The 22,232-nt window shown below is 56.2% G+C and carries 13 protein-coding genes and 3 rRNA genes; 2 read left to right on the forward strand and 14 right to left on the reverse strand.

What is annotated here, in order from left to right; translation table 11 throughout:
* Positions 1-24 precede the first annotated feature (24 nt).
* From MTP39_RS08125 to MTP39_RS08135, 3 genes are all read right to left on the reverse strand, one after another.
* Positions 25-813 carry an MBL fold metallo-hydrolase gene (locus MTP39_RS08125; protein WP_249240126.1) on the reverse strand — a complete coding sequence of 263 codons (789 nt, stop codon included), beginning with the start codon at positions 811-813 and terminating at the stop codon, positions 25-27.
* A 76-nt stretch (positions 814-889) separates the two neighbouring features.
* On the reverse strand, positions 890-2,176 hold the full coding sequence (locus MTP39_RS08130) for a UDP-N-acetylglucosamine 1-carboxyvinyltransferase (protein WP_249240127.1): 1,287 nt from the start codon (positions 2,174-2,176) through the stop codon (positions 890-892).
* A 280-nt stretch (positions 2,177-2,456) separates the two neighbouring features.
* A complete protein-coding gene (locus MTP39_RS08135; protein ID WP_249240128.1) occupies positions 2,457-4,475 on the reverse strand; it encodes a fructose-1,6-bisphosphatase in 2,019 nt (672 codons plus the stop codon).
* A 133-nt stretch (positions 4,476-4,608) separates the two neighbouring features.
* Here MTP39_RS08135 and MTP39_RS08140 point away from each other — a divergent pair, with 133 nt between their 5' ends.
* Positions 4,609-5,523: a 4Fe-4S cluster-binding domain-containing protein gene (locus tag MTP39_RS08140; protein ID WP_249240129.1), complete on the forward strand. Its 915-nt coding sequence runs from the start codon at positions 4,609-4,611 to the stop codon at positions 5,521-5,523.
* A gap of 163 nt (positions 5,524-5,686) precedes the next feature.
* Entirely contained in the window at positions 5,687-6,775 is a 1,089-nt protein-coding gene (locus MTP39_RS08145) for a sugar kinase (RefSeq protein WP_249240130.1), read from the forward strand.
* 121 nt (positions 6,776-6,896) lie between these two features.
* Here the strand turns inward: MTP39_RS08145 and MTP39_RS08150 are convergent, their stop codons facing one another.
* The 11 genes from MTP39_RS08150 to MTP39_RS08200 all read right to left on the reverse strand — a co-directional run bounded on the left by MTP39_RS08150 (position 6,897) and on the right by MTP39_RS08200 (position 22,222).
* On the reverse strand, positions 6,897-7,694 hold the full coding sequence (locus MTP39_RS08150; RefSeq protein ID WP_005925547.1) for an ABC transporter ATP-binding protein: 798 nt from the start codon (positions 7,692-7,694) through the stop codon (positions 6,897-6,899).
* Positions 7,687-8,628: an ABC transporter permease gene (locus tag MTP39_RS08155; protein WP_249240131.1), complete on the reverse strand. Its 942-nt coding sequence runs from the start codon at positions 8,626-8,628 to the stop codon at positions 7,687-7,689. Before MTP39_RS08155 ends, MTP39_RS08150 begins: the two co-directional genes overlap by 8 nt.
* Positions 8,629-8,743: 115 nt before the next feature.
* Positions 8,744-9,772: an ABC transporter substrate-binding protein gene (locus MTP39_RS08160; protein ID WP_249240132.1), complete on the reverse strand. Its 1,029-nt coding sequence runs from the start codon at positions 9,770-9,772 to the stop codon at positions 8,744-8,746.
* Positions 9,773-9,958: 186 nt separating this feature from the next.
* On the reverse strand, positions 9,959-10,684 hold the full coding sequence (locus MTP39_RS08165) for a YkgJ family cysteine cluster protein (RefSeq protein ID WP_249240133.1): 726 nt from the start codon (positions 10,682-10,684) through the stop codon (positions 9,959-9,961).
* 84 nt (positions 10,685-10,768) lie between these two features.
* On the reverse strand, positions 10,769-11,641 hold the full coding sequence (locus MTP39_RS08170; RefSeq protein ID WP_249240134.1) for a D-alanyl-D-alanine carboxypeptidase family protein: 873 nt from the start codon (positions 11,639-11,641) through the stop codon (positions 10,769-10,771).
* A 150-nt stretch (positions 11,642-11,791) separates the two neighbouring features.
* Positions 11,792-11,908 (reverse strand): 5S ribosomal RNA (rrf, locus tag MTP39_RS08175).
* Between the two features lie 126 nt (positions 11,909-12,034).
* A 23S ribosomal RNA gene (locus MTP39_RS08180) occupies positions 12,035-14,868 on the reverse strand.
* Positions 14,869-15,140: 272 nt separating this feature from the next.
* Positions 15,141-16,651 (reverse strand): 16S ribosomal RNA (locus tag MTP39_RS08185).
* The 16S, 23S and 5S rRNA genes sit together here, the layout of an rRNA operon.
* A 650-nt stretch (positions 16,652-17,301) precedes the next feature.
* Positions 17,302-19,713 (reverse strand): phenylalanine--tRNA ligase subunit beta, encoded by a 2,412-nt coding sequence (pheT, locus tag MTP39_RS08190; RefSeq protein WP_249240135.1) that lies wholly within the window; start codon positions 19,711-19,713, stop codon positions 17,302-17,304.
* Between the two features lie 18 nt (positions 19,714-19,731).
* Positions 19,732-20,754 (reverse strand): phenylalanine--tRNA ligase subunit alpha, encoded by a 1,023-nt coding sequence (gene pheS, locus MTP39_RS08195; protein WP_249240136.1) that lies wholly within the window; start codon positions 20,752-20,754, stop codon positions 19,732-19,734.
* A 346-nt stretch (positions 20,755-21,100) separates the two neighbouring features.
* Positions 21,101-22,222 (reverse strand): hypothetical protein, encoded by a 1,122-nt coding sequence (locus MTP39_RS08200; RefSeq protein ID WP_249240138.1) that lies wholly within the window; start codon positions 22,220-22,222, stop codon positions 21,101-21,103.
* Positions 22,223-22,232 lie beyond the last annotated feature (10 nt).

Below are 22,232 nucleotides of genomic sequence, written 5' to 3' on the forward strand. Positions count from 1 at the left end.
CAGATGGCTTTATTGTTTGACAAATCAGAACTCTAATGCAGGGCTTACCTCATTGCGGCGCTGTGCCTGCACGATGCAGTCCTTTTCCGGCACGACACCGGCTGCACCCAAGGTGGTGAACACGGTCTGCAAAGCAAGAGCGGGTGTGTTATTCTCCTGCGAGAGATGGCACAGGGCAAACTTTTTGCAGCCGCTCTGGATCAGTTCCAGAAGCTTTGCGGAGCATTCATCGTTGGAAAGATGTCCCCGCACGCTCTCGATGCGGGCGCGCAGATAGTAGGGGTAGGGCCCGCTGCGCAGCATGTGCAGGTCGTAGTTGCTTTCCAGCGCCACAAGGTCGCAGCCGGAAAGCGCCTCGTGCACCGGCGGGGTCAGAGTACCAAGGTCGGTGGCGATGGTCATGGTCTTATCGTCCGGGGTGTGGATGCGGTAGCCCACGCAGGGTACATCGTGGCTGGTGGGGAAAGACTGCACCCCAAAGCAGCCGATGTCCTCTTCCCTGCCCTCCAACGCATTCAGCTCACAGTTGGCGGGCACGATATCGTTGGCGTCCAGAAAATCCAGCGTAGCCGCTGCACCGTACACCGGCAGCGGGTTCTTTTTCAGGAAGGTGGAAAGCCCCTTGACGTGGTCGCTGTGCTCGTGGGTGACAAGGATGCCCGCGCAATCGCTGATGGCAAGCCCCAGCGATTTGAGCGCTGCCGTGGTGGTGCGCACCCCCTTGCCCATATCCACGATGAGGTACTGCGCACCGCAGCGCACCACGCTGCTGTTGCCGGAAGAACCGGAATACAATGAAATGAACTCTGCCATGAAAACCTCTTATGTTAAAACCTGAAAACAGCCCGCCGCACAGAACTTACGGCAGGCTGTTTGTTTTTTGTTTGTGTTAAAGGGCCTGTTCCAGCGCGGCGGGCATCCGCTCCACCTTGCTGATCTCTGCACCCAGACCGCGCAGCTTTTCCACAATATTCTCGTAGCCGCGCTCGATATGGCCGATCTCCTCGATCTCGCTGGTGCCATCGGCCATCAAAGCGGCCACCACCATAGCAGCACCGGCACGCAGGTCGGAGGCGCGCAGCGGGGCGGGGCTGAGCTTTTCCACTCCTTCAAATACGGCCACCTGACCGTCCACCTGTACGCTGGCACCCATCTTGCGCAGCTCATCCACATAGCGGAAGCGGTTGTCCCACACGCTCTCGGTGATGGTGCTGGTGCCCTTGGCCACGCTCAGCAGCACACCCATCAGGGGCTGCATATCGGTGGGGAAACCGGGGTGCGGCATGGTGTTGATCTTCAGCGGCAGAATATCGCCGGTGCGGGATACCCGCACTGCATCGTCAAATTCTTCCACAGTGATCCCTGCACGGCGCAGCTTGGCCGTGATGGGCTCCAAGTGCTTGGGGGTGACGTTCTTGATGAGCACATCGCCGCCGGTGGCAGCGGCAGCCACCATGTAGCTGCCGGCTTCGATCTGATCCGGGATGATACTGTAAGTGCAGCCGTGCATCTTTTCCACGCCGCGCACCTTGATGACATCCGTACCGGCACCGCGCACGTCTGCGCCGCACATATTCAAAAAGTTTGCCAGATCCACCACATGGGGCTCCTTGGCGCAGTTTTCCAGAATGGTCTGACCCTTGGCCATGACCGCAGAGAGCATACCGTTCATGGTAGCGCCCACGCTGACCTTATCAAAGAAGATATGGGCACCGGTCAGCTCCTGCTTGGAGCGCACGGTGATCATGCCGTAGTCCACGCTGTCCTCTGCGCCCAGCGCGCTGAACACCTTCAGGTGCTGGTCGATGGGGCGGGGGCCCAGATTGCAGCCGCCGGGCATAGCCACCTGTGCCTTGCCGAAACGGGAGAGCAGCGCGCCGAGGAAGTAGTAGCTGGCGCGCATCTGACGGGACAGATCGTCCGGGACATTGGTGGTGACCAGATGCCGTGTATCGATCTCGTAGGTGTTGCGGTTGAGCATCTTCACCTGTGCACCAAGAGTACTCAGGATCTTGAGGCTGACCGACACATCGCTGATATCGGGCAGATTTTCGATCACGCAGACATCCGCTGCCAGAATGGTAGCAGGCAGAATACCCACAGCCGCATTTTTTGCGCCGGAAATAGTCACTTCTCCGTGCAGGGGCTTACCGCCGGTAATAACAAATTTCTCCACTTTTATGATCTCCTTGTCAAAGGCCTGTGTCACAGGCCTGTTAAGGCTACTGAAAGCATTCCATTTCGTTACTTGTACCGCCAGGGTGTACAGATTTACCAACACCGGGGCAGATTTATAACTATCCTATTATACACTACTTCCACAAAAAAGCAAAGCCCGATTTGTATCTGTTTCATTATTTTCTGTTTTGCCCAGATTACACGCGGATATTCCAAAAATTTATTAAAATTTCATCAATTTTGACCAAGGCTGGCCCGAATTTTACCCTTTGGCGATATCACCAAACGTGATCCTCGCACCGCGCTTCCGGGATCCAGCCCAGCTGATAGGCCGTTACCAGCTGCTTGAGGTCGTGCACGCGTTCCCGCAGCACCTCGCCCTCGTCCGTATCTTCCACGAGGATGCGATGATTTTCAGTCTCCAGAATGTTCTTCTGGGACAGGATGTCCAAATTCTCCCGCACCGCCTTTTCTACGCTTTCAAAGGGCTGATGGGTGCGCAGGGACATGGTGCGGCTGGAATACACCAGCGTATACCCGGCAATGCCGGTCTTTTCGTGGTAGGCGCGGCAGAACCCGCCGTCAATGACCACCAGCCGTCCCCCGCCTTTGATGGGGCTCTCGCCGTTTTTCTCCTGCACCGGCACATGGCCGTTGACGATATGGCTCGTGCCCGGCAGACCGAACTCTGCCAGAATGCGGCGGCAGGCAGCTTCGTCGTTGTACCAGCTATAATAGGGGTCCTTGACCTCCGTATGGGTGGCGGGGTCTGCGATATACAGCCGCTCAAAGGTGGTCATGGCGCTGCGGCCAAACAGCGGCGAAAGCTTGCCGCACCACAGATACCATAGAAAATCCTGTCCGCTCTGGCGGGCGGCGCTGCCCTCCGCCCCGTAGTAGCCCCGGCGGGCGCGGGCGTCACAGTAATCCATCAGGGCACGGCCGGAGTAGCGGCGTCCCTCGAAGTGTTCTACTGCAAAGCCACCCTTCGTGTTCATGGGCACAGCGCCGTGGTAGAGCAGATTGCCGTTTTCAATGTGGTACACGCTGCCCTTGGCATACAAAAATTCAATGTGCTGCTGCAATCTTTCGCTCTGACGGAAGGACTGTACCAGCTTGCGCAGCACCAGCTCCTCGTCCGGGTTCAGCTTTGCAGGGTCTGCCGGGTCTACCGTGGGGAAGGAGGTGTCCCGCAGGGGGTAGCGCTTCTCCCCTATCTGCACGGTGTGGGCGTCCCAGTCGATGCGGCGCAGATAATCCCGCCCCTGCATCTGGAAATCCGGGTTGCGGTCGATGACCTGACACTCCAGCTTGAACATGAGGATGGAGATGGCCTTGTGCATCACAGCGCAGCGGTGGAGCATCCCCTCCGTATAGGGGCCGCGGGCGGCGTCCGTGTGGGGCATCCAGATGGAAAGGTCATCCTCGCCGTAGAATTGCTCTGCCATGCGCTGCAAGTGCCGCAGATTGATGCCGTAGCAATCCTCCAGCATCCCGTGGTTGTGGTAGGCAAGCGTGGTCTTAAGTACGGTGCAGATGCAGATAGGACTTCCGGCGGCAGCACCCATCCATACCACGTCATGGTTGCCCCACTGGATATCCACGTTATGGTGTCGCATCAACAGATCCAGAATAATGTCCGGGCGGGGGCCGCGGTCAAACAGGTCGCCCACAATATGCAGCTTATCCACCGCCAGATGCTTGATGAGTTCACACAGGCGCACGATAAAGCGGTCGGCGCGGCCGTTCTCGATGATGCTGCCCACGATCTGGCCGTAATACAGGTCTTTATCGTGATCCTCAAAGTGGGCATGGAGCAGCTCGTCCAGAATATAGCCGCAGCTGGAGGGCAAACAACGGCGCACATGGTCGCGGGTGTGCTTGGAGGACACCAGACGGCAGATATCGATCAGCTGGAGAAGGGTCTGGGTATACCACTGCTCCAATGCATCCTCGGTGGTGCATCGCGCCTTGAGCTGGGGCAGTTTTTCGGTGGGATAGTAGATCAGGGTGGCAAGCTCTGCACGGGCTGCCTCCGGCATGGTGTCACCCAGCACGGCATCCACCTTTTCCCGGATGACACCGGAAGCGGAGTTCAGGATGTGCACAAAGGCCTCGTTTTCGCCGTGCAGGTCGCTCATGAAATGCTCGGTGCCCTTGGGCAGCTTGAGCAGCGCCTGCGTGCTGATGATCTCGCTGGCAGCTGCCGCCTGCGAAGGGTAATCTCTGGCCAGCAGGGTCAGATATTTCAGATTATCGCGGATCTCATCGGTTTCGGTGCGCATGGCTTCCTCCATCGTAACGCATTCCTTGCCCTGCAAAGATGTTGCGTTTTTTGTATTATCGTTTCTCTGTATTTCAGTATAGCACGAATGGCACCAAAAGTGGTATACTGAATACGAAAATTTTAAGCAAAGGACTTTGGATATTATGCCGAAAACCATTTCCGTTCCCACTCGCTGTACCCTCTGCCCCCGCCGCTGCGGTGCCGACCGTGCCGCCGGGCGCACCGGCTTCTGCGGGGCAGGCGCTACGCTAAAAGCTGCCCGCGCTGCCCTGCACCATTGGGAGGAGCCCTGCATCAGCGGCACAAGGGGCAGCGGCACGGTGTTCTTTTCCGGCTGCACCCTGAAGTGCTGCTTCTGCCAGAACTACCCCATCAGTGCCGAGGGGCTGGGCAAAGAGATCACCGTGGAGCATCTGGCTGAGATCTTTTTGGATCTACAGGCGCAGGGCGCGCACAACATCAATCTGGTCACCCCGGGGCAGTGGCAGCCGTGGATCATTGCCGCGCTGGATCTTGCCCGCGCCAAGGGGCTGCGGCTGCCCATCGTGTGCAACACCGGCGGCTACGAGACGTTGGAAAGCGTGGAGGCATGGCGCGGGTACATTGACATCTGGCTGGCTGATTTAAAATATGTGTCCTCTGCCCTTTCCGCAGAGCTTTCCGCCGCGCCGGACTATTTTGCACAGGCAAAGCCCGCCATCGAGGCCATGATGGCGCAGGCCGGGCACCCGGTGTTCGATGCAGACGGCATCCTGCAAAAGGGGGTCATCCTGCGGCATCTGGCGTTGCCGGGTCATGTGGAGGACAGCTTTGCTGTGCTGGACCAGATGGCTGCGTGGAACGACGCCGACCCCGGGTGCTTTCTGCCCAGTGTCATGAGCCAGTATACCCCCTTCTACAAGGCCGCAGAGCACGGCATCGGGCGGCGCATCACCACCTATGAATACCGCCGGGTGGTGAACTACGCCATGGACAAGGGGCTTGTGCAGGGCTATATGCAGCAGAAGAGCAGCGCCAAGGAGGAATACACCCCCAGCTTTGACCTGACCGGGGTATAATTCTGCGGCAGAGCAGTTTTTTCGGCAACTTTACCAAATTTTCGGTTTTATTTTCTCTTGCTTGCGCGTGCAAACTCTTGCATTCTGTCCGGGAACGCACTATAATGGATACAACGATGTGTTAATAGTTGCGAGTGTCCGCAATGTTATCAGGAGGAGCGTTATGGAACATTTCAATCCGATCCTTGGCAGCGAACCCAATGGCCAGAAGTTCATCACCTGTGGTGAGATCATGCTGCGCCTGACCCCGCCGAACTACGAAAAGATCCGCATGGCATCCGGCTTTGAGGCCAGTTACGGCGGCAGCGAGGCCAACATTGCGCTGGCGCTGGCAAACCTTGGCGTAGACAGCACTTTCTTCAGCGTAGTGCCCAACAACAGTCTGGGCAAAAGCGCTGTGCGCTGGCTGCGCTCCAACGATGTGCACTGCACCCCCATGATCCTGACCGAGCCGGACGAGACCCCCTCTAACCGTCTGGGTACTTATTATCTGGAGACCGGCTACGGCATCCGCGCTTCCAAGGTCATCTACGACCGTAAGCACAGCGCCATTACCGAGTACGATTTTTCTCAGGTAGATCTGGACGCTCTGCTGGACGGCTACGACTGGCTGCACCTCAGCGGCATTACCCCGGCACTGGCACCCAACTGCCGCAGCCTGATCCTTGATATGCTGAAGGTTGCCAAGAAGAAGGGCCTGACCGTGAGCTTTGACGGCAACTTCCGCTCCACCCTGTGGACTTGGGAGGAAGCACGGGACTTCTGCACCGAGTGTCTGCCCTATGTGGACGTTCTGATGGGCATTGAGCCCTACCACCTGTGGAAGGACGAAAACGACCACAGCAAGGGCGACTGGAAGGACGGCGTGCCCCTGCAGCCCAGCTACGAGCAGCAGGACGAGATCTTCCAGCGGTTTATCGAGCGCTACCCTAACTTGAAGTGCATCGCCCGCCATGTGCGCTACGCCCACAGCGGCAGCGAAAACAGCCTGAAGGCCTTTATGTGGTACGAGGGTCATACCTTCGAGAGCAAGCTGTACACCTTTAACATTCTGGATCGCGTGGGTGGCGGCGACGCCTTTGCCAGCGGCCTGATCTACGCCATGCTGCACAACTACAAGGCCATGGATATGATCAACTTTGCGGTAGCCAGCAGCGCCATCAAGCACACCATCCACGGCGACGCCAACATCACCGATGATGTGAGCACCATCCGCAACCTGATGAACATGAACTACGATATCAAGCGGTAAGCCGCATACAAAAACAGGCTCCCTGCCATTTGGCGGGGAGCCTGTTTTTTGCATTGCAATCGCGGGACACAGAAAAAGGGCGTTCCAACCATAAGCGGATGAAACACCCTTTTGTTTCAGTTTAGTTGGACAAAATCATGCGGTCGTTGGCAAACTCGCCGCCGCTGGCGATCTGGAACTTTGCCAGCAGGTCGGAGACGTGCAGCTTCTGCTTCTCTTCCCCTGCCACGTCGTAGATGATATGGCCCTCGTGCATCATAATCAGGCGGTTGCCGTACTTGATGGCATCCTTCATGTTGTGGGTGATCATCATGGTGGTCAGATGGTTCTCCTCCACGATGCGTGCCGAAAGGGTAAGCACCTTCAGTGCCGTTTTGGGGTCCAGTGCGGCGGTGTGCTCGTCCAGCAGCAGGAGTTTGGGCTTGTTCATGGTAGCCATCAGCAAAGTCAACGCCTGCCGCTGACCGCCGGAAAGAAGCCCCACGCGGGCGGTCAGGCGATCCTCAAGGCCAAGATCAAGAGTCTTGAGCAGCTCACGGTACTGCTCCCGCTCGGCCTTGGTGATGCCGATGCGCAGGGTGCGGCGCTTGCCGCGCCGGGCTGCCAGCGCCAGATTTTCCTCGATCTGCATGGTAGCGGCGGTGCCGGTCATGGGGTCCTGAAACACGCGGCCAATGTAGGCGGCACGCTGATGCTCGCTCAGGCGGGTGACGTCCACGCCGTCGATCAAAATCTTGCCCTCGTCCACCGGCCATACACCGGCAACGGCATTCAGCATGGTGGATTTACCTGCACCGTTGCCGCCGATGACGGTTACGAAATCGCCCTCGTTCAGCTTCAGGTTCAACCCGTTCAGGGCGGTTTTCTGGTTCACCGTGCCTGCATTGAAGGTTTTGGAAACATTTTGGATCTCAAGCATTTTTTGAGCCCTCCTTTGCCTTTTTGACCGGCTTCGAGAAGTATTTGCCCTTCCAGTACGGCACAGCAAGGAACACTGCCACCACAGAGGCACTCAGCAGCTTGAGCAGATTTGCGTCAAAGCCCAGTGTCAGCACCAGCTGAATGACGATATAATAGATGATCGCGCCGATGGAAACAGAGGCCATCTTGAGGGCAAAGTTATGGAAGATGCGACCAAACACGGCCTCGCCAATAATGACGGCAGCCAGTCCGATGACGATAGCACCGCGTCCCATGCCGACGTCTGCAAAGCCCTGATACTGGCTGAGCAGCGCACCGGACAGTGCCACCAGCGCATTGGAAACGGCCAGACCCAGCACGATGTTGAAGTTGGTGTTGATGCCCTGTGCGCGGGACATGGCAGGGTTAGAGCCGGTAGCGCGGATGCCGCAGCCCAGCTCCGTACCGAAGAACCAGTACAGCACCCCGATAACAACCACCGTAACAAGGATGACCATGATGATGGGGTTGTGCAGGGCAAATTCCTTGACCCAGCGCAGGGAGATGAGCAAGCCGTACTTATCCACGTTGATGGACTGGTTGGCCTTGCCCATGATCTTCAGGTTGATGGAATACAGTGCCAGCTGGGTCAGAATACCGGCCAGAATGGCGGGAATGCCCATAAAGGTGTGCAACAGGCCAGTGACAAGGCCGGTAGCAAGGCCGGCCAGCACAGCCATCAGCAATGCTGCCCAGACGTTCATGCCGGAAAGCAGGCACATGACGCACACTGCGCCGCCGGTGCCAAAGCTACCGTCCACGGTCAGGTCGGCTACATCCAGAATGCGGTAGGTCAGGTACACGCCAATGGCCATGATACCCCAGATAAGCCCCTGCGCACAGGCACCCGGTAAAGCGCCCGGCAGGTTTGCAAGTCTTGCAATGATCTCCAAAACAATTTCCTCCTAAACATTACACTTTTTATCTCCCGCTTTGATACGGGAAAGCGGAGAAGAGCAAGAATTCACTCTTCTCCGCTATTTTTATATTGTTCCGGTTTTGCTGTTATCAGGCTTCGATCTCTACATAGCCTTCCGGTGCGGTCAGGCCAAGGTCATCGCAGACAGCCTTGTTGTACTTTTTGGTCACATCGGTGTACTCGATGGGCATGGTGGAGATGTCGCTCTCACCGTTCAGGATCTTGACTGCCATCTCACCGGTGGTGTAGCCCAGATCATAGTAGCTGATGGACAGGGTAGCCACGCCACAGCCGGAGCAAATGCCCTCCTCACCGGCGAACACAGGCTTCTTAGCCGGGCGGCAGATGCCGTCCACGATGCCGGTATTGGCGGCAACAGTGTTATCAGTAGGCACATACAGTGCATCGTTCTCGTCTGCAGCCTTCTGGCAGACAGAGGACAGATCGTTGGAATCCGAGAAAGCGTACTGGGTAGCAGTTACGCCCTTAGCCTCCAGATACTTCTGCACTTCGTCTACCTGATACTGGCTGTTCGCCTCGGCAGAGCAGTACAGCAGGCCAACCTTCTTGACCTCGGGCATCCACTCCACGATCATGTCTGCCTGCTGATCCAGCGGTGCCAGATCGGAGGTGCCGGAGACGTTGCCGCCCACGGTGCCGGAGAAGTTATCCAGACCCAGTGCCACGCCGTACTCGGTAACGGAGGTGCCCAGAATGGGGATGGTGTTGGTAGCGGCCTGTGCAGCCTGCAGAGCAGGGGTAGCATTTGCCATGATCAGTGCCACGCCGGAGGAAACAAAGCCGTTGGCAATGGTGGCACAGGTAGCGGAATCGCCCTGTGCATTCTGGAAGTCGAAGGTGACGTTCTCGCCAAAGGAAGCGGTCAGAGCATCCTCAAAGCCCTGCGTAGCGGCATCCAGTGCAGCGTGCTGCACCAGCTGGCAGATGCCAACGGTGAACTTTTCGCCGTTAGCGGCGGCAGCAACCGATGCAGAAGCGGCCGTGGAGGACGCTGCCGCAGAAGATGCGGAGGAAGAACCGCCGCAGGCAGAAAGAGCAGCTGCTGCACCGCAGGCAGCGGCAGCAGTCAGGAAGGAACGACGAGTGATTTTACGCATATTGATGATCTCCTCTATCTCCAGCCCTTGCAGCCAACAGGACGCCGCACTCCGGGCCGATATTGTAAGCGGATCAAACAAGGTTCGCTTTACACTCGTGAAGTATAGCACAGAATCGTAGGCAAAACAATCCACTTTTACCTGAAAACGGCCTTTATTATCGATTCAAGTAAAGCCATCCATCAATTATTTCGAACAATTATTTCGTTTTTTCTGATATTCCGTCAGTTTGTGCAGTTCCGTGTCCAGCGTTTGCAGGTTTGCTTCCAGCTGCGGCAGATAATCCTGCGCGTAATCGTAGCCAAAATACAGTGCCTGCCAGAGCTTCGCCTGCATCCGGCGCACCAGCACCGGGCTGAGCACTGCCTCCAGCTGCTCCACGGTATCTTCCAGCGCCATGCAGGTCTGCGCCCAGCGCACGTCAATGGCTTCCCGGGCGGGCACATTGTAGCGGGCAAGGTAATCCTGCACCCTTGCCTCGATCACCTGCCCGCCGCAGCCGGTGGGCTGCAAAAAGTAATGCATCTCCCCTGCCCGGCTGATCTCCTGCGCCAGCGGATACAGCGCGCAAACCAGCGGCTCAGCCTCATGGATGGCGCAGTGGTTTTCGGTCAGAAAGGGGCAGTTGTTGCGGTTTTCCTTCACCGGAGCAAGCCGCAGCACCGGTAAATGGCTCACCCTGCCAATGCTGCTGCGGCAGTAGCCCCGGGCCACGATCTGCGGTGGCAAGCGTAGCCGGGCGGCAATGCGCCACAAATCATAGCCGGACAGCACGATATCCTCCCGCCCGCGGCAGCAGTTGCCGCAGCCCGCACAGGCAAAGCGGAACTGCGTATCCCGCTCCAGCAGCGGCATGGCATCCGTACGGATAAAATCCACCTGTCCGCACAGGTCAATGGCTTCGTCTCGCATAGTCAAACATCCTTTTCCATGATAGAATGTCCCTATTGTACCGCCGGAGCACCTGGTTTGCAAGGCGAGCCCTGTGTAGCGCGGTTATTTTTTATCCGCCAGTTTCCGGTACACATGCACTGCATCGCGGATATTGTACTGCTCCGTCCCGTGATCTCCGGGCGCGGCAAGCGTAACAAGGATGTACTCTTTTCTGTTTACGGTGGCAAGGCTGGCCAGACACAGCCCTGCGGCGGCGGTATACCCTGTTTTGCCACCCTCGATCTGTGCCCCTGCCGGAAGCTCCGTTCCGTCCAGCTTGCCCAGCAGTGTGCTAGTCAGCGAAACACCTTCCGGGTGCTGCGCAGTCGCTGTGGTGGTGTAGTGCTCCGTTGTAAAAATGGTGCGGAAGGTCACATTATGCAGCGCTGCCTGCAACAGCTTTGCCATATCTGCTGCGCTGGAATAGTGCTCGGTGTCGGTCAGGCCGGTAGCGTTCGTAAAATGGGTGTTCTTCATGCCAAGCTCTGCGGCCTTTTGGTTCATCAGTGCGGCAAAGTTTTCTTCGCTGCCACTTACCAGCCGCGCCAGCGCCTCACAGCATTCTGCACCGGAAGGCAGCATCGCACCATAGAGCAGGTCCCGCACAGTGACTGTCTCCCCGGGCGCAAAGCCTGCCATAGATGCTTTTTCGGTCTGTAAGGCTGGAAAAATATCCTCCGGCAGTGTCACCTGTTTATCCAAGTCGGGCTCTGCCTCGATGGCCAGCAGCACAGTCATCATTTTTGTCAGGGATGCCGGTGCAGCACGCTCATCGGCACGTTTCTGCGCCAGTACCCGCCCGCTTTGGGCATCTAGCAAGATCGCATGTCTGCTGGATGTATCCAGCAAAACATTCTGCCGCAGAAATAACACCAGCAGCACAAGCAATGCCGCCAGAATACATAGCCGCCTACAGTGGCGGTGGAATCGTTTCATGATTAGTCGCATCCTTTTTGCAAAATTGTAAAGCGCTTTCACCTTGTAACACGAGGCAAAAGCGCTTTTTCCTGCAAATTTCCGGCTATGTATTTTTATGTTCATGCAACAAAAAAGCCCTGAGACTTTCATCTCAGAGCTTTCTATTCAAGTCGGCGACTACCTATTTTCACAAGCCGTTTCCAGCTAACTATCTTCGGCACAAGTAAGCTTAACTTCTGTGTTCAGAATGGGAACAGGTGGAACCTTACCGTCATCGACACCGACCGATTTGACTGAATCAGTATAACACATTTCTGTGTTTCTGTCCAGTATTTCTTAGAAGGACGTGCCTTCAAAACTGAATAATCACTGCTAACATTTTTTCGTTGACTTAAAAGTCTCAAGCGAATTGTGGTCAAACCCTCGACCTATTAGTACACGCTTGCTGAATGGATCGCTCCACTTACACATCGTGCCTATCAACCTTGTAGTCTTCAAGGGGTCTTACTTGTTTGAAACAATGGGATATCTTATCTTTGGGTCGGCTTCACGCTTAGATGCTTTCAGCGTTTATCCGATCCGTACATAGTTGCCCAGCTATGCCCTTGGCAGAACAACTGGTGCGCCAGAGGTACGTCCGCTCCGGTCCTCTCGTACTAGGAACAGCTCCCATCAAATATCCTGCGCCCACGACAGATAGGGACCGAACTGTCTCACGACGTTCTGAACCCAGCTCGCGTACCGCTTTAATTGGCGAACAGCCAAACCCTTGGGACCGAATACAGCCCCAGGATGCGATGAGCCGACATCGAGGTGCCAAACCTCCCCGTCGATGTGGACTCTTGGGGGAGATCAGCCTGTTATCCCCAGGGTAACTTTTATCCGTTGAGCGATGGCATTTCCACTCACATACCACCGGATCACTAACTCCAACTTTCGTTACTGCTCGACCCGTCAGTCTCGCAGTTAGGCTCGCTTCTGCGTTTGCACTCTTTTGCTTGATTTCCGTTCAAGCTGAGCGAACCTTTGAACGCCTCCGTTACTCTTTAAGAGGCGACCGCCCCAGTCAAACTGCCCACCTAACAATGTCCCCCGCCTTGATTCAAAGGCGCAGGTTAGAATTCCAATATCGCAAGGATGGTATCCCAACGGCCACTCCACAAAAGCCAAAGCTCTTGCTTCCCAGTGTCCCATCTATCCTGTGCATGCAACATCGAAACCCAATATTAGGCTACAGTAAAGCTCCATGGGGTCTTTCCGTCTTGTCGCGGGTAACCGGCATCTTCACCGGTACTACAATTTCGCCGGGCGGGCTGTTGAGACAGTGCCCAAATCATTACGCCTTTCATGCGGGTCAGAACTTACCTGACAAGGAATTTCGCTACCTTAGGACCGTTATAGTTACGGCCGCCGTTCACTGGGGCTTCGATTCAATGCTTGCACATCTCCTCTTAACCTTCCAGCACCGGGCAGGCGTCAGCTCGTATACGTCATCTTTCGATTTAGCACAAACCTGTGTTTTTGGTAAACAGTTGCTTGGGCCGATTCTCTGCGGCTCCATCTCTAGAGCACCCCTTCTCCCGAAGTTACGGGGTCAATTTGCCGAGTTCCTTAACAACCCTTCTCCCGTTGGCCTTAGAATCTTCTTCCTACCTACCTGTGTCGGTTTGCGGTACGGGCACCGCAGAAATACACACAGCTTTTCTCGCCATCTTCCATCCCGGACTTCGGTACTAATTTCCCTCGATCGCTACCGGAACCAACACCCGGCTCCGAGACTTCAAATGTGTCCCTGTGTTTAACTCTTTTGGTGGTGACGGAATCTCTACCGTCTGTGCATCGGCTACGCCGTTAGGCCTCACCTTAGCTCCCGACTAACCTGGAGCGGACGAACCTTCCTCCAGAAACCTGAGGCTTTCGGCCATGCAGATTCTCACTGCATTCGCGCTACTCATTCCGGCATTCTCACTTCTATACACTCCACAGCCGCTTGCGCTACTGTTTCACCGCGTATACAACGCTCCCCTACCCAATACATTACTGTATTGCCTAAGCTTCGGTGTCAGGTTTAGCCCCGTTAAATTCTCCGCGCAAAGACGCTCGACCAGTGAGCTATTACGCACTCTTTGAATGTGTGGCTGCTTCTGAGCCAACATCCTGGTTGTCTACGTATCTTCACATCGTTTTCCACTTAACCTGACTTTGGGACCTTAGCTGTAGATCTGGGCTGTTTCCCTTTTGACAATGACATTTATCTGACACTGTCTGACTCCCAAGCATCAATACTCTGGCATTCTGAGTTTGATAAGCTTCGCTAACCTCTCGGCCGCTAGGCTATTCAGTGCTTTACCTCCAGGTATCTAACTTGAGGCTAGTCCTAAAACTATTTCGGGAGAACCAGCTATCTCCGGGTTCGATTGGAATTTCTCCGCTACCCACAGTTCATCCGCCGCCTTTTCAACGGAGGTCGGTTCGGTCCTCCATGGAATTTTACTTCCACTTCAACCTGACCATGGGTAGGTCACCCGGTTTCGGGCCCATTGTATGCAACTTAACGCCCTTTTCAAACTCGCTTTCGCTTCGGCTCCAGACCTTAAGTCCTTAACCTTGCTGCATACAATCGCTCGCCGGACCGTTCTACAAAAAGTACCCTATCACACATTGACGTGCTCTAGGTGCTTGTAGGCACAGGGTTTCAGGTTCTTTTTCACTCCCCTCCCGGGGTGCTTTTCACCTTTCCTTCACAGTACTATACGCTATCGGTCACTGGGTAGTATTTAGGGTTGGAGGGTGGTCCCCCCGTATTCCGACCAGGTTTCACGTGTCTGGCCGTACTCTGGAACTCGCTCAGCTCTTGTCGTTTTCACCTACGTGGTTCTCACACTCTCTGACCGGCCTTCCCATGCCGTTCGGTTAACAACTCAAGTCCTAAATGCGGTCCGTACCCCGGAAGTATTTCTACTCCCGGTTTGCCCTCTTCCGCGTTCGCTCGCCACTACTTACGGAATCTCGTTTGATGTCTCTTCCTCGCCCTACTTAGATGTTTCAGTTCAGGCGGTTCCCTCGATATACCTATTTTTAAGTTCAGTATAACGTACCTGAGTATGAACCCAGGTGAGTTTCCTCATTCAGAAATCTCCGGATCAATGCTTATTTGCAGCTCCCCGAAGCTTATCGCAGCTTATCACGTCTTTCATCGGCTCCCAGTGCCAAGGCATTCGCCCTGCGCCCTTGTTCGCTTGACCCTTTCAAACGTTCTTTTGGAACATTTGGTATCCTCTTGATTCTCTCTTGCCAACGAAGATTATTGTTACCCTTCCTTTTGAAATTGTAATATTTCTTAAAAAAGAACTTACTATAATCTTTGTTTCGCAGTTATTATTCAGTTTTCAAGGTACGTCTTTGAGTGTCCTTTTCAGGGCCCTCAAAATCGAACAATATCTACTTAAACTTTTAACTTATCACCTGTTCCAATGACCGACCATCTTAGATGCTCTGTCATTGCCTGACTCCTTAGAAAGGAGGTGATCCAGCCGCAGGTTCTCCTACGGCTACCTTGTTACGACTTCACCCCAATCACCAGTTTTACCTTCGGCGGCGTCCTCCTTGCGGTTAGACTACCGACTTCGGGTCCCCCCGGCTCTCATGGTGTGACGGGCGGTGTGTACAAGGCCCGGGAACGTATTCACCGCAGCATGCTGATCTGCGATTACTAGCAATTCCGACTTCGTGCAGGCGAGTTGCAGCCTGCAGTCCGAACTGGGACGTTGTTTCTGAGTTTTGCTCCACCTCGCGGTCTTGCTTCTCTTTGTTTAACGCCATTGTAGTACGTGTGTAGCCCAAGTCATAAAGGGCATGATGATTTGACGTCATCCCCACCTTCCTCCGTTTTGTCAACGGCAGTCTGGCCAGAGTCCTCTTGCGTAGTAACTGACCATAAGGGTTGCGCTCGTTGCGGGACTTAACCCAACATCTCACGACACGAGCTGACGACAACCATGCACCACCTGTCTCTGCGTCCCGAAGGAAAGTTCTGTTTCCAGAACCGTCGCAGGATGTCAAGACTTGGTAAGGTTCTTCGCGTTGCGTCGAATTAAACCACATACTCCACTGCTTGTGCGGGCCCCCGTCAATTCCTTTGAGTTTCAACCTTGCGGTCGTACTCCCCAGGTGGATTACTTATTGTGTTAACTGCGGCACTGAAGGGGTCAATCCTCCAACACCTAGTAATCATCGTTTACAGTGTGGACTACCAGGGTATCTAATCCTGTTTGCTACCCACACTTTCGAGCCTCAGCGTCAGTTGGTGCCCAGTAGGCCGCCTTCGCCACTGGTGTTCCTCCCGATATCTACGCATTCCACCGCTACACCGGGAATTCCGCCTACCTCTGCACTACTCAAGAAAAACAGTTTTGAAAGCAGTTCATGGGTTGAGCCCATGGATTTCACTTCCAACTTGTCTTCCCGCCTGCGCTCCCTTTACACCCAGTAATTCCGGACAACGCTTGTGACCTACGTTTTACCGCGGCTGCTGGCACGTAGTTAGCCGTCACTTCCTTGTTGAGTACCGTCATTATCTTCCTCAACAACAGGAGTTTACAATCCGAAGACCTTCTTCCTCCACGCGGCGTCGCTGCATCAGGGTTTCCCCCATTGTGCAATATTCCCCACTGCTGCCTCCCGTAGGAGTCTGGGCCGTGTCTCAGTCCCAATGTGGCCGTTCAACCTCTCAGTCCGGCTACCGATCGTCGCCTTGGTGGGCCGTTACCTCACCAACTAGCTAATCGGACGCGAGGCCATCTCAAAGCGGATTGCTCCTTTTCCCTCTACCCGATGCCGGGTCGTGGGCTTATGCGGTATTAGCAGTCGTTTCCAACTGTTGTCCCCCTCTTTGAGGCAGGTTCCTCACGCGTTACTCACCCGTTCGCCACTCGCTCGAGAAAGCAAGCTCTCTCTCGCTCGTTCGACTTGCATGTGTTAGGCGCGCCGCCAGCGTTCGTCCTGAGCCAGGATCAAACTCTTTATAAATGATATTTATCACTTAAAAGTGTTAAATCTTGTTTCGCTCAGCACGCAATCGCTTGCGTCCTGTGTGAATTACTTTTGTTTGGAATTGTTTACCGTGTTTTTCCAACACGAATATAGGTTCCGTTACAAGTTCTTTTGATATTGTTCAATTTTCAAGGTCCTGTGCGCCGCAGCCTTGCGGCTGACGACTTGATTATTTTACCACAGAAGCGGTTTTTTGTCAAGCACTTTTTTGAGAAGCTTTTGAAGTTTTTCGAACTTAAATCGTTCAGCAGTTTCTCGGTGCTAACCGTGAGCTTGTCGGGGTGAGACCCCTCCATCTTGCTTTCGCAAGACCGCTCTGTTTGCTTGAACGCCCCACTGGGGCGATTCATTGCTTTCGCAACCGCAAAACTTTTGAACGTTCATTGGTTCTTTTCAAGGGCTTCCTGCTGAGGCTTCAGAAGTCATTCTTTTGTCTCAGCGCTTGGCGCTCAAGTATAATACCACACCCCGGTGCTCTTGTCAACACTTTTTGACATCTTTTTTAAAAGAAAATTGAGTTTGCTTCACCCATATTGTGATTTCTCCCTCTCCCCCATGCAAAAAGGCCGTCCATGCACTGCACAGACGGCCTTAGGTCTATATATAATTACTTATATAATATGCGTTTAGCGGATCTCGATGCCCAGCTTGAACTTCAGGTTGCCGAGGATCTTCTTGACCACGCGCTCCACTTCCTCAGCAGAGACTTCCTTCTTGGGATCAGACAGGGACAGGCTGAAGGCCATGCTCTTTTTGCCTTCGCCGAGGTTTGCGCCGCGATAGATATCGAACAGCTTGACCTCGCTGACCAGCGGGCTGGCCTTGCGGATGGTCTCCTCGATCTCGCCGCAGGACACGGTCTCGTTGCAGACCAGAGCCAGATCGCGCTTGACCGGTGCATAGGGGCTGAGGGGCTTATAGCGCAGCTCGCCCTCTACGCAGGACATCAGAGCCTCGTAGTCCAGCTCGCCCAGATAGATGTTCTGGCTGTCCTTCTGCTCCTTGGCGATCTCCAGCTCGGCGTTGATCTCGTTGGCCAGCTTACCGAACACGCCCAGCCGCTTGCCGTTGCAATACACAGCGGCACTGATGCCGGGGTGCAGCCATGCGGCAGTCTCGCGTTGATAATCAAAGGTCAGGCCAAAACCGGCTGCCAGTGCCTCCAGTGCGCCCTTGACGGTGAAGAAGTCCTCCTCGGGGCCGAAGGCACCGATGCAGAGGGTCTGGCGCTCGTGGGGGTGCTCATTGATGGGCAGTTCCTTGGCCAGATAGACCGGTGCCATCTCGAACAGGCGACCCTCGACGTTGCCCTTTTTCAGGTTGTCCACGATGACGTTCAGCATGGAGGGGGTCAGCAGGGTGCGCATGATGGACAGGTTCTCGCTGATGGGGTTCAGGATACGGATGGCCTTGCGGGCTTCGTCCTCAGCAGGGATATGCAGCATATCCAGCTCGGCGTTGGAGTAGAAAGCCAGCGTGGAGGCCTCGTAGAAGCCCTGTGCAGCCAGCAGGCGCTTGGTCTTGAGCTGCTGCTTCTGGTCGTAGTTCAGGCCGCCGTTGGTAACGGAGGCAGTATTCAGGAAGGTGGGCACGATATGGTCGTAGCCGTACTCACGGATGACCTCCTCGGCCAGATCCGGGAAGCTTTCCACGTCATCACGGTACAGGGGTGCGGACACATCCCAACTGCCATCGGGCTGCACGTCCACAGTGAACTCCAGACGCTGCAGGATGTCGATCATGGTCTGGTCGGGCACGGTGATGCCCAGCACGCCGCAGATCTTTGCCGGAGTGGTGACGATGTGCTTGCGCTCCAGCGGGCGGCCATCGGTCAGGTCGTATTCCAGCGTAGTGATATCGCCGCAATCCAGCTGCTGGATCAGGTGCAGAGCGCGTGCCAGACCCAGCTGCGGAGAATAGCGATCCACGCCCTTCTCGTAGCGGGCAGAGGAATCGCTGTTCTGACCCAGTGCACGGCTGGTCTTACGCACGCTGTCGCGGGCAAAGGTAGCGCACTCGAACAGCAGGCTGGTGGTGTTATCGTCCATGCCGGAGTTTGCGCCGCCCATGATACCGGCCAGTGCCACCGGCTTTTCGGCATCGCAGATGACCAGATTGTTGGGGTTCAGGGTGAATTCCTTCTCGTCCAGCGTGACGATCTTTTCGCCCTCGTGGGCGCGGCGCACATCAATGGTGCGGCCAGCGACCTTGTTCAGGTCAAAGGCGTGCATGGGCTGACCCATCTCCAGCAGGGTGTGGTTGGTGATATCCACCACGTTGCTGATGGAGCGCAGGCCGCACAGTGCCAGATGGCGCTTCATCCAGCGGGGAGACTCGCCCATGCGGATGTTGCGGACATAGTGTGCCATATAGCGAGGGCACAACTCCGGTGCTTCCACCTTGACGGTGATGGGAGCGTCCGGCTCGCAGACGGCCTTGTAGTCCATGGCGGGCATGTGCAGGGGCTTGCCCAGAACCGCAGCTACCTCGCGGGCGATGCCCAGAACGGACTGGCAGTCCGGGCGGTTGGCGGTGATGGAGATATCAAAGATGTAGTCATCCAGACCCACCACCGGAGCAATATCGGTGCCGGGGACGGAGTCCTCGGGCAGGATGAGCAGGCCGTAGACCTCAGAACCCGGGAACAGGTCATCGTTCAGACCCAGTTCTGCGCCGGAGCACAGCATACCGTTGGACTCCACGCCCTGCATCTTGCGGGCCTTGATGGTGATGCCGCCGGGCAGAGTGGAGCCATCCAGTGCGGTAGGCACGCAATCGCCCAGCTTCATGTTGGCAGCACCGGTGCTGATGCGGATCTCGTGGCCGTAGGCACCGCAGTCCACCACACACTTGGTCAGGTGGGTGCCCTCCTGCTTTTCCATCTCCACGATCTTGCCGACGACCACCTTGCTGATGCCGGCATCCAGCGGGATGAGCTCTTCCACCTCGAAACCGCAGGAGAACAGCTTCTCCTCCAGTTCCTGTGCGGTAACATCGATATCAACGAATTCTTTTAACCAACTGAAAGGTACTTTCATTGTTTGTTCTCTCCCCTCTTATTCGTGGAACTGCTTGAGGAACTGCAGATTATTCTCGAACATCAGACCAATGTTGTTGATGCCGTACTTCAGCATGGCGATACGCTCGATGCCAATGCCAAAGGCGAAGCCGGAGTACTCGTCCGGGTCAATGTTGCAGTTTTCCAGCACCTTACGGTTGACGACGCCGCCGCCCAGAACCTCGATCCAGCCGGTGTGCTTGCACAGGGGGCAGCCCTTGCCGTGGCACTCGAAGCAGCTCACGTCCACCTCCACGCTGGGCTCGGTGAACGGGAAGTAGGAGGGACGCAGGCGGGTGCGGGTGTCGGCACCGAACAGCTTCTGCACAAAGGTGTTCAGCGCACCCTGCAGGTCGCCCAGCGTGATGCCCTTATCCACGACCAGACCTTCCATCTGGTGGAACATGGGGCTGTGGGTAGCGTCCGAGTCGGAGCGGAACACGCGGCCGGGCATCAGGATCTTGATGGGCGGCTTCTGAACGTCCATGGTGCGGATCTGGCCGCCGGAAGTCTGGGTACGCAGCAGGAATTCATCGGACAGATAGAAGGTATCCTGCATATCGCGGGCGGGGTGATCCTTGGGCACGTTCAGGCGGGTAAAGTTGTGGTCATCGTCCTCGATCTCCGGGAAGGTGCCCACCGAAAAGCCCATGCCGGAGAACACGTCGATGATCTGGTTGGTGATCAAGGTCAGCGGGTGCAGACCGCCCACGGGGCGGGTCTTGGCGGGCAGGGTGATATCCACCGTCTCGGCGGCGTTGCGGGCAGCAAGTTCTGCCTGCTTCACGGTCTCGGCGGCGGCATCGTAGTCTGCCTGCACCTTCTGCTTGAGTTCGTTGATGATTTTGCCCATGGCGGGGCGCTCTTCCGGCGCAACAGTGCGCAGATTCTTCATCAGGGCAGGGATCTTGCCGTTTTTGCTGAGGTACTCCTGCCAGAAGGAAGCCAGCGTCTCCTTGCTGGACACCTGACCAAGGCTTTCAGCGGCCTGCTTAGCCAGCTCATCGATCATTGCTTGCATGGATTTTCTCTCCTTTATACTTTGTGTTCATGGAGCGGAGTATAACAAAAAAGCTCCGTCCCCTGCCCGAATGCTCAGGCAAAAGGGACGAAGCTGTGACTATTTCTGCTCCGCGGTACCACCCGGTTTCCGCCTGCACAAGGGCAGACGGCGCTCAAACGCCGTAACGGGGCGCAACCGTCCTGTGCTAATAGATGCACCCGCATCGTTCGCGCAGACCGCTCGGGAGCGAACTTCAGCCCCTGCCGCACACGGAAGCCCTTTCAGCCGGTGAAGCTTCTCTCTTTGCCGTGCAGACAGCGCCTACTCTCTCCGTCGCTGCGTTTGGTACTATGATAACCAAGAGTTATGTTACCACATTTTGCGGCGGTTTGCAAGCCGCAGAGCTGTTTTTGTTTGCCGGAGTTATGTTTTTTCCCTTCTCCCCGGTCAGGCGGCAGGCCTCGCAGGCCGTGATGCAGCACACCGCGAACACCAGCAGAGCGCAGTCTGTCGGCACCCGCTGCATGGGCACTACCCGGGCACACAGGGTATTGAAGCTTTCCACGGCATCTTGCGGCAAGCCCAGATAAAACAGCGCCAGCGAAAGCGGCAGGTGCAGTGCCCTGCCCCATAATAAGGGTTTGAGCGAGACCTCCGGCGGGCAGAGGGTGCGCACTTGCAACAGCACCGATGCGCCCTGCACGCTGAGCGCGGCGCAGCACAGCCCGCTTGCCCACAGACCGGTGCGGGCGGCGTAGTCGCAGCCGGAGCACACTTCCAGCAGCATGGCGGGAAAGGGCGCAAACTCTGCCGGCAGCAGCAGCCCGCAGCCTGCCGCCAGTAGGCGAAAATACAACACAAAACCGCATAATTTCAGGTAGGTCACCGCCGCCTGCGCAAGGATAGCATCCAGCGCCGGCGGCGGTGCTTTTTGCGCGGCAGCGAGCGGTGCGGGTAAGGGTTTTGGTCTGCCGCAAACACGGCAGAGCAGCGCCGCCGTCAGCCAGCCCGCCAGCACCTGTGCGGCAAACAGGCACACCCCCGCTGTGCGGCTGCCCAGCAGCTGCTCCCCTACCGTCAGGATGACAAAGGATGGCCCGGAGCAGATGCAGGCGGGCAGCAGAGCCGAAGCCTCCTGCGGGGTCAGCTCTCTGCTGCGGACTGCCTCGGCAGCAGCGGCAGCGGCAGGGGCAAAGCCACCCACAAGGCCGATGAGCAGCACACTGCCTGCGCTGCGGCTGTGCAGGCCGATACAGCGCACCACCGGCCAGAGCAGCACGCCAAGCACCTCGCCTGCGCCGCTGCGCATGATGAGCGCCGGCACCACCAGAAACGGAAACAGCGACACCAGCAGCGGCCCGCCGCAGAGCGAAAGACCCTGCCGCAAGGCTTCCGCACAGGTCTGCGGCGCGACAAAAACCAGCGCCGCCGTGGCTACACCCAGCAGAAAGAGCCCCGGATACAGCGGTTTGCAGCTTTTACTCATAAGCACGCCC

The sequence above is a fragment of the Faecalibacterium sp. I3-3-33 genome (genome assembly GCF_023347295.1).
In the GTDB taxonomy this organism is placed as follows: domain Bacteria; phylum Bacillota; class Clostridia; order Oscillospirales; family Ruminococcaceae; genus Faecalibacterium.